Below are 7,534 nucleotides of genomic sequence, written 5' to 3' on the forward strand. Positions count from 1 at the left end.
CCCTCCCCTGTGCCGCCCTCGTCGTCTGTCTGCTGGGATGGATGCTGTGACAGCTTCTCTGGAGGTCTCCGGCCTCGCCTTCGCCTACCCCGACGGCCACCAGGCCCTGTTCGGCGTGGACTTCTCCGTGGCACGCGGCGAACGGGTCGCCCTGCTGGGGCCCAACGGCGCCGGCAAGACGACCTTGGTGCTGCACCTCAACGGCATCCTGGGCGGCGGCACCGGCACGGTGACCGTGGCCGGGCTCCCGGTCGGCAAGCGGCACATGGCCGCGATCCGGCAGAAGGTCGGCATCGTCTTCCAGGACCCGGACGACCAGCTGTTCATGCCGACCGTGCGCGAGGACGTGGCGTTCGGGCCGGCCGCCGCCGGGATCCGGGGGGCCGCGCTGGAGGAGCGGGTGCGCACCGCGCTGGAGCGGGTCGGGATGCAGGACTTCGCCGACCGGCCGCCGCACCACCTGTCCTTCGGGCAGCGCCGCCGGGTCGCGGTGGCCACCGTGCTCGCCATGGAGCCGGAGATCCTGGTGCTGGACGAGCCGTCGTCCAACCTGGACCCGGCGTCCCGCCGTGAGCTGGCCGACATCCTGCGCTCCCTGGACGTCACCGTCCTCATGGTGACGCACGACCTGCCGTACGCCCTGGAACTGTGCCCGCGCTCGCTGATCCTGAGCGACGGGGTGATCGCGGCGGACGGCCCGACGGCCGCGCTGCTGTCCGACGAGGAGCTGATGCGGGCGCACCGGCTGGAGCTGCCGTTCGGTTTCGACCCGAAGTCCGTGACAATGGGCGCGTGACGAACGAGGACGCCGCCGCCGAGGGCTCGCTGCTGCTGGACGACCAGCTGTGCTTCGCGCTGTACGCGGCGCAGCGCGCCGTGACCGCCGCCTACCGCCCGCTGCTGGACGGCCTCGGGGTGACCTACCCGCAGTACCTGGTGCTGCTGGTGCTGTGGGAGCGCGGCGAGACCACCGTGAAGGAGCTGGCGCGGGCCCTGCGGCTGGACTACGGCACGGTCTCGCCGCTGCTGAAACGGCTGGAGGGGGCGGGACTGGTACGCAGGGAGCGCGCGCCGGACGACGAGCGTTCGGTGCTCGTGGCGTGCACCGGGCGCGGCGAGGAGCTGAGGGAGCGCGCGGCGTGCGTGCCCGGCGCGCTCCTCACGACGGCGGGGCTCGGCGCGCCGGAGATCGCGCGGCTGCGCGAGGAGCTGTGGAGGCTGACCGAGCGGGCCGCCGCGGCGGCGGACCGGTACTGAGCCGGGATTACCCCCGGTTACCACCCCCTCGGGCCGACCCCGACCGACCGACCAGTACCTTGTGCACGATGCAATTGTGCGCCACTTGTTCCGGGGGAGGCCGGCCATGACCGAGGCAACCGCTGCCGACACGCGTCCGACGAAGATCATGTACGTCGCCGAGGCCACCGCCCACGGCGGCCGCGACGGCCATGTCACCAGCCAGGACGGCCGGATCCAGCTGAAGGTCGCGATGCCTCCCGAGCTGGGCGGCCACGGCGACGGCACCAACCCGGAGCAGCTCTTCGCGGCCGGGTACAGCTCCTGCTTCCACAACGCGCTGATCCTGGTCGGCAACCGCGAGGGCTACGACCTGACCGGCTCCACCGTGGCCGCGAAGGTCGGCATCGGCCCCAACAAGCACCGCGGCTACGGCCTCGCCGTCGCCCTGAGCGTCTCCCTGCCGGTCCTGGACCCCGAGGTGGCGGCCCGGCTGGTGGACGCGGCGCACGAGGTGTGCCCGTACTCGAACGCGACCCGCGGCAACATCGATGTAACGATTGTTCTGGGCTGATCCCACCGAGGAATCGCAGGACCACACCCCACGTTGCACCCACAGTCGCAGGCACTGGGAAGGGACGGCGGGCGTGGACGTGAACGGCACTGTGGCCGAGGGCTTCGAGCCGGTCGAGGAGGCGTTCGCCGCGAACTTCGCGCTGCTCGGCGAGCGCGGCGCGGCCGTCGCCGTCTACCGCGACGGACACCGGGTCGTGGACCTGTGGGCCGGCACGGCGGACGTCGACGGTACGGCCCCCTGGCAGCCGGGCACCGCGCAGATCGTGCGTTCGGCGACCAAGGGCGTGGCCGCCGCCGCGCTGCTGCTCCTGCACCAGCGCGGCGAGCTGGACCTGGACGCCCCGGTCGGCACGTACTGGCCGGAGTACAAGGCGGCCGGCAAGGAGCACACGCGCGTACGGGACCTGCTCGCGCACCGCGCGGGCGTCCCCGTGCTGGACCGCCCGCTGACCCCCGCCGAGGCCCTCGACCCCGACCTCGGCGCCGCCGCCGTCGCCGCCCAGGCCCCGGTGTGGGAGCCCGGCACGGACCACGGCTACCACGCCCAGACCTACAGCTGGCTCACCGGTGAACTGCTGCGCCGGGTCACCGGCCGCCCGGCCGGCGAGTGGATCGCGGACGAGATCGCCGGGCCGGCCGGCGCGGACCTGTGGCTGGGCCTGCCGTCGGCCCTGCACGCGCGCGTGGGCCGCGTCGGACCGGTGGACGCCCCTCAGGCCACGGGCGGCCTGAGGACCCGCCCCAAGCGCGCGGTCGCCGAGGCCTACGCCGACCCGGACTCCCTGACCCGGCGCGCCTTCGCCGCGATCACCCCGCTCCCGGACGAGAACGACCCCGCGTACCGCGCCGCCTCCCTGCCCGCCTCCAACGGCATCGCCACGGCCGACGGGCTGGCCCGCTTCTACGCCTCGCTCATCGGCGAGGTGGACGGCGGCACCCGGCTGTTCACGCCGGAGACGGTGGAGCTGGCCCGCGCCGAGCGGTCCGCCGGACCGGACCGGGTGCTGGTGGTGGGCACCCGGTTCGGCCTCGGGTACATGCTGCACGGCGCCGCGTCCCCGCTGCTCTGCCCCGGCTCCTTCGGGCACCCCGGCCGCGGCGGCGCCCTCGCCTTCGCCGACCCGGAGTCGGGCATCGCCTTCGGCTACGTCACCAACGGCTTCCGGCAGAGCGTCACGGCCGACCCGAGGGCCCAGGCACTGGTGCGGGCGGTCCGCGCGGCCCTCGGCTGATCCGCGGGCGCCCCGGCGCGCGCCGGGGCGGCGGTCAGACGTGGATCGGGTGCGAGGTCCGTCCGGACGCCGCGTCGATCTCCTCGTGGGCCTTCGTCAGCAGCTGCATGGCCAGCTCGTTCAGGGCGCGGGCGCCCGCGATCTCCTCGCCGACCCGGGGCTGGTTCGAGTCGATGCGGTGCCGGTTGGCGCGGCCGTGGGCCCGCACCTCGGAGCCGTCGGGCAGCCGCACCAGCGCCGCCGCGCGCGTGTGCTGACCGTCCTCCATGAACTCCAGCTCGATGTGCCATCCGACAGTGGTGTGCATCATGGCGGCCACCTCCGAGAACTCGCTGTCTCCAGGGTGCGCCTCGCCACCCGGCCCGTCATGTCGGCGCCGGGTCCTAGCCGGCGCGCAGCATCAGGCCGATGCCCAGGACCACCAGGGCAGCCGCCGCGATCCGCGGGGCGCCGAAGCGTTCCTTGAAGAACAGCGCGCCGATGGCCGCGCCGACGATGATGGAGGACTCGCGCAGCGCGGCGACGGGGGCGAGCGCGGCCCGGGTCTGGGCCCACAGCACCAGGCCGTACGCGGCGACGGACAGGGCGGCGCCGAGGAGGCCGAGGGCGGCGTACGGCCGCAGCAGCCGTACGGTGCCGGCCCGCGCGCGTGCGTACAGGAAGGCGGGCAGGACCGCGCCCTGGACGGCCATGAGCCAGGCGATGTAGCCGAGGGACGTGCCCGAGGCCCGGACGCCCAGGCCGTCGACGACGGTGTACACGGCGATGGTCGCACCGGTCGCGAGGGCCGCGCCGGTCGCCGCCCAGTCGGGCCGCCTGCCGCGCAGCCCCCACAGGCTGACGCCGGACAGACCCAGGCAGGACACGGCGATGCCGGCGCCGGCCCAGGCGCCGGGCACCTCGTGCGCGAAGACGGCGGCGAGCAGGGTGACGACGAGCGGGGCGCTGCCACGGGCGAGGGGATACGCCTGCCCGAAGTCGCCCAGCCGGAACGAGGTCATCAGCAGGGCGTAGTAGGCGATGTGCACGGCCGCCGAGGCGAGCAGGTACGGCCAGGCCGGTCCGGCCGGGAACGGCGCGAACGGGGCGATCGCGAGCCCGATCAGCAGCCCGCCGCCGGAGATCAGGGCGAAGCCGACGAGCTTGTCGGTGATGCGGTGCGCGATGGCGTTCCAGCTGGCGTGGGTGACGGCGGCGAGCAGCACGGCCGCCGCGACCAAGGGCGTCACGCGGACCGCCGCCCGGCCGGGGACACGGTGCGCGGCGGGCCGGCCACCGTCCCCGTCTCCTCCGCCCCCGTCTCCTCCGCCGCGGCTTCCGTTGCCGCCTCCGGTGCGGCCTCCGGTGCCGTTCTCTCCGGTGCGGCGGCGGTGCGGGGGCGCGCGGTCGTCGTCATGGGCGCACGCTAGCGGGTCACTGCGTGGTGTACGAAACGAGTTCCGGCCGGGCGGCCGGGCGGCGCCGGTGACGGAGGAAGCCGGTGAGGGTGCGGCCCCGTCCCCACGGGCACCCTCACCGGCGGCTCTGCCGTCAGGAGCGGTACGTCAGGCGCGTACCAGCTCCTTCTCTCCCCCGGGACCGGCGTGGGCGCGCAGGCCCTCGCCCTCCACGTCGACGTTGGGCAGCGCGCGGTCCAGCCACTTCGGCAGCCACCAGGCCCGCTTGCCCAGCAGGGCGAGGACCGCCGGGACGATCGCCATGCGGACGATGAACGCGTCGAAGAAGACGGCGATCGCGAGGCCGAAGCCGATCATCTTGACCATCGACTCGCTGGAGCCGATGAAGCCGGAGAAGACGGCGATCATGATGACGGCGGCGGCCGTGACGACCCGGGCACCGTGCCGGAAGCCGGTCACCACCGCCTGGCTCGGCTTCTCGCCGTGGACGTGGGCCTCCCGCATCCGGGTCACCAGGAACACCTCGTAGTCCATCGCCAGACCGAAGACGACGCCCACCATGAAGATCGGCATCATCGACATGACCGGACCGGTCTGCTCGACGTTCATCAGGCCGGACAGCCAGCCCCACTGGAACACCGCGACGACGGCACCGAGCGCGGCCATCACCGACAGCAGGAAGCCGAGGGCCGCCTTCAGCGGGACCAGCACCGAGCGGAAGACCACGATCAGCAGCAGGAAGGCCAGGCCGACCACCAGGGCGAGGTACGGCAGCAGCGCGTCGTTCAGCTTCTGCGAGACGTCGATGTTCATCGCCGTCGAGCCGGTGACCAGGACCGAGGAGTCGGTGTCCCGGGCGATGTCCGCGCCCTTGTCCCGGATGGCGTGCACCAGGTCCTCGGTGGTCGCCGAGGACGGCTTGGACCGGGGGACGACGGTGATCGTCGCGGTGTCGCCGGCCTTGTTGGGCGTGGCCGGGGTGACGGTGACGACGTCCTTCAGACCCTTGATCTCGTCGCCGACCTCGGTGAACGCGGCCTTCGGGTCGGCGCTGCCCTTGGCGTCGACGACGACCATCAGCGGGCCGTTGAAGCCGGGGCCGAAGCCCTCGGAGAGGAGGTCGTAGGCGCGTCGCTGGGTGGTGGAGACGGGCTGGGAGCCGTCGTCGGGCAGACCGAGTTCCAGGGAGGCGGCCGGGACCGCCGCCGCACCGAGGCCGACCACGCCGAGCAGCAGGACGGCGACCGGGCGGCGGACGACGAAGCTGGCCCAGCGGGTGCCCATGTTGGGACGGCCGGGGTTCTTCGGCGTACGGCCGCCGCCGAGCAGCCTGCTCTTCTCGCCGGTCGGCTTGACCCTGCGGCCGGCGTAGCCGAGCAGCGCCGGGATCAGGGTCAGGGCGATGAGGACGGCGATGGCGACCGTGCCCGCCGCCGCGATGCCCATCTTCGTCAGCATCGGGATGTTGACGACGGACAGGCCGACCAGGGCGATGACGACGGTGAGGCCGGCGAACACCACCGCCGAGCCCGCCGTGCCGACCGCGCGGCCGGCGGCGTGCTCGCGCTCGCGGCCCTCGGCGAGTTCGGCGCGGTAGCGGGAGACGATGAACAGCGCGTAGTCGATGCCGACGGCGAGGCCGATCATCGAGGCGAGGGTGGAGGTGGTGGAGCCCAGGTCCAGCGCGCTGGCCAGCGCGCTGATCGTGGAGACCCCGATGCCGACCCCGATGAGGGCGGTGAGCAGCGGGAACCCGGCCGCGAGCAGCGAACCGAAGGTGATGACCAGGACGACCGCGGCGACCGCGATGCCGATGATCTCGCTGGAGCCGGTCTCGGGCGTCGCGTTCAGCGCGTCACCGCCGACCTCGACGGTCAGCCCGGCGTCCCGCGCGTGCTGCGCGGCCGCCTTCAGGGCGTCCCGGGAGGAGTCCTCCAGCTCCATGCCGGAGACCTTGTACTTCACCGAGGCGTAGGCGATGGTGCCGTTCTTGCTGACGGCGTGCCCGGTGTAGGGGTCGGCGACCGAGGCGACCTCGGAACCGCTCCCCAGTTCCTTGACGGTCTTCTCGACGGCCGCCTTGTTGACGGCGTCCGTCATCTTCTCGCCCTTCGGGGCCTTGAAGACGACCCGGGCGGTGGCGCCGTCGGCGCTCATCCCGGGGAAGCGCTGTTCCAGCAGGTCGAAGGCCTTTTGCGCCTCCGTGCCGGGGATGGAGAAGGACGTGTTGCCGGCGGCCGGCGCGGAGGCGGCGCCCACCCCGGCGAGGGTGAGCAGCGCGACCCATATGAGGGCGACGAAGTGCCGTCGCCGGAAGGCGAGTCGGCCGAGTTTGTAGAGGAACGTGGCCACGGAGGCGTACTCCCGGTCAGGTCGTGGGGTTCAGCTGGGCAGGGATGATCAGCCCGACGACGTGAGCGGTGACGTCAGGTGGTGGGCTTGCTGGGGAAGAGCGTGAACCAGGTGGTTCAGGAGGCGGGGACGCCGAGGGCGGGGAGGACCACGGCGTCGATGTACGAGAGGAGGAACTCCTGCGTCGGCGGCTGCTCGTCGATCATGGTGCGGGCGGCGAACCCGCCGATCATCATGTGCATCACGAACCCGATCGCGGGGTTGTCCGCACGGATCTCGCCCCGGTCGATCGCGCGTTGCAGCACGCGGCGGAAGTCCGCCATCTCCGGCTCGATGAGGTGCTCCCGGAACGCCTTGAGGAGGTCCGGGTTGCCGTGCACCGCCATGGCCAGGCCCCGCATCAGCGCGGAGCTCTGCTCCATCTCGCAGTCGTCCGCACGCATCGTGAGCGCGTGCAGGTCGCCCTTGAGGGAGCCGGTGTCGACGTCACCGACCCGGCCCGGCTTGTTGTGCCGGACGGCCTTGGCGACCAGTTCGGCCTTGCCGCCCCACTGGCGGTAGAGCGTGGCCTTGCTGGACCGGGTGCGGGCGGCCACGGCGTCCATGGTCAGGGCGTCGTAGCCGACTTCCCGGAGCAGGTCGAGCACGGCGTCGTACAGCTCGGCCTCGCGCTCGGGCGTGATCCGGCTGCGCCGCGCCGTGGCAGTGGCTTCGGTCATGCCAGTCACCTTCCCGCTCCGG

9 protein-coding genes are annotated in these 7,534 nt (G+C 73.2%); 4 read left to right on the plus strand and 5 right to left on the minus strand.

Features of this window, described 5'->3' with window-relative positions; all coding sequences use genetic code 11:
• Positions 1–37: 37 nt before the first annotated feature.
• From IE312_RS19300 to IE312_RS19315, 4 genes are all read left to right on the plus strand, one after another.
• Complete coding sequence (locus IE312_RS19300; RefSeq protein ID WP_189983407.1) at positions 38–796, plus strand: energy-coupling factor ABC transporter ATP-binding protein; 759 nt, start codon at positions 38–40, stop codon at positions 794–796.
• Positions 793–1,257 carry a MarR family winged helix-turn-helix transcriptional regulator gene (locus IE312_RS19305; protein WP_189983409.1) on the plus strand — a complete coding sequence of 155 codons (465 nt, stop codon included), beginning with the start codon at positions 793–795 and terminating at the stop codon, positions 1,255–1,257. The genes IE312_RS19300 and IE312_RS19305 overlap by 4 nt, the downstream gene beginning before the upstream one ends.
• A 106-nt stretch (positions 1,258–1,363) precedes the next feature.
• Entirely contained in the window at positions 1,364–1,810 is a 447-nt protein-coding gene (locus IE312_RS19310; protein WP_189983411.1) for an organic hydroperoxide resistance protein, read from the plus strand.
• A 73-nt stretch (positions 1,811–1,883) separates the two neighbouring features.
• Positions 1,884–3,044, plus strand: a complete 1,161-nt coding sequence (locus IE312_RS19315) for a serine hydrolase domain-containing protein (protein WP_189983413.1) — start codon at positions 1,884–1,886, stop codon at positions 3,042–3,044.
• 34 nt (positions 3,045–3,078) lie between these two features.
• On the opposite strand, the gene IE312_RS19320 is transcribed toward IE312_RS19315, so the two are convergent.
• The 5 genes from IE312_RS19320 to IE312_RS19340 all read right to left on the minus strand — a co-directional run bounded on the left by IE312_RS19320 (position 3,079) and on the right by IE312_RS19340 (position 7,512).
• Positions 3,079–3,354, minus strand: a complete 276-nt coding sequence (locus IE312_RS19320) for a DUF1876 domain-containing protein (RefSeq protein WP_189983415.1) — start codon at positions 3,352–3,354, stop codon at positions 3,079–3,081.
• A 73-nt stretch (positions 3,355–3,427) separates the two neighbouring features.
• Complete coding sequence (locus IE312_RS19325; protein ID WP_189983417.1) at positions 3,428–4,273, minus strand: DMT family transporter; 846 nt, start codon at positions 4,271–4,273, stop codon at positions 3,428–3,430.
• On the minus strand, positions 4,270–4,440 hold the full coding sequence (locus IE312_RS19330; protein WP_189983419.1) for a hypothetical protein: 171 nt from the start codon (positions 4,438–4,440) through the stop codon (positions 4,270–4,272). Before IE312_RS19330 ends, IE312_RS19325 begins: the two co-directional genes overlap by 4 nt.
• A 148-nt stretch (positions 4,441–4,588) precedes the next feature.
• On the minus strand, positions 4,589–6,793 hold the full coding sequence (locus IE312_RS19335; RefSeq protein WP_189983421.1) for an MMPL family transporter: 2,205 nt from the start codon (positions 6,791–6,793) through the stop codon (positions 4,589–4,591).
• Between the two features lie 116 nt (positions 6,794–6,909).
• Positions 6,910–7,512, minus strand: a complete 603-nt coding sequence (locus IE312_RS19340; RefSeq protein ID WP_189983423.1) for a TetR/AcrR family transcriptional regulator — start codon at positions 7,510–7,512, stop codon at positions 6,910–6,912.
• Positions 7,513–7,534: the final 22 nt, after the last annotated feature.

Source organism: Streptomyces capoamus (genome assembly GCF_014654935.1).
In the GTDB taxonomy this organism is placed as follows: Bacteria; Actinomycetota; Actinomycetes; order Streptomycetales; family Streptomycetaceae; genus Streptomyces; species Streptomyces capoamus.

What these genes read in the sequence shown, in the direction of transcription:
- IE312_RS19300 (WP_189983407.1), top strand. Translation starts at nt 38, where the DNA reads ATGGATGCTGTGACAGCTTCTCTGGAGGTCTCCGGCCTCGCCTTCGCC.
- IE312_RS19310 (WP_189983411.1), top strand. Translation starts at nt 1,364, where the DNA reads ATGACCGAGGCAACCGCTGCCGACACGCGTCCGACGAAGATCATGTAC.
- IE312_RS19320 (WP_189983415.1), bottom strand. Translation starts at nt 3,354, where the DNA reads ATGATGCACACCACTGTCGGATGGCACATCGAGCTGGAGTTCATGGAG.
- IE312_RS19330 (WP_189983419.1), bottom strand. Translation starts at nt 4,440, where the DNA reads ATGACGACGACCGCGCGCCCCCGCACCGCCGCCGCACCGGAGAGAACG.
- IE312_RS19340 (WP_189983423.1), bottom strand. Translation starts at nt 7,512, where the DNA reads ATGACCGAAGCCACTGCCACGGCGCGGCGCAGCCGGATCACGCCCGAG.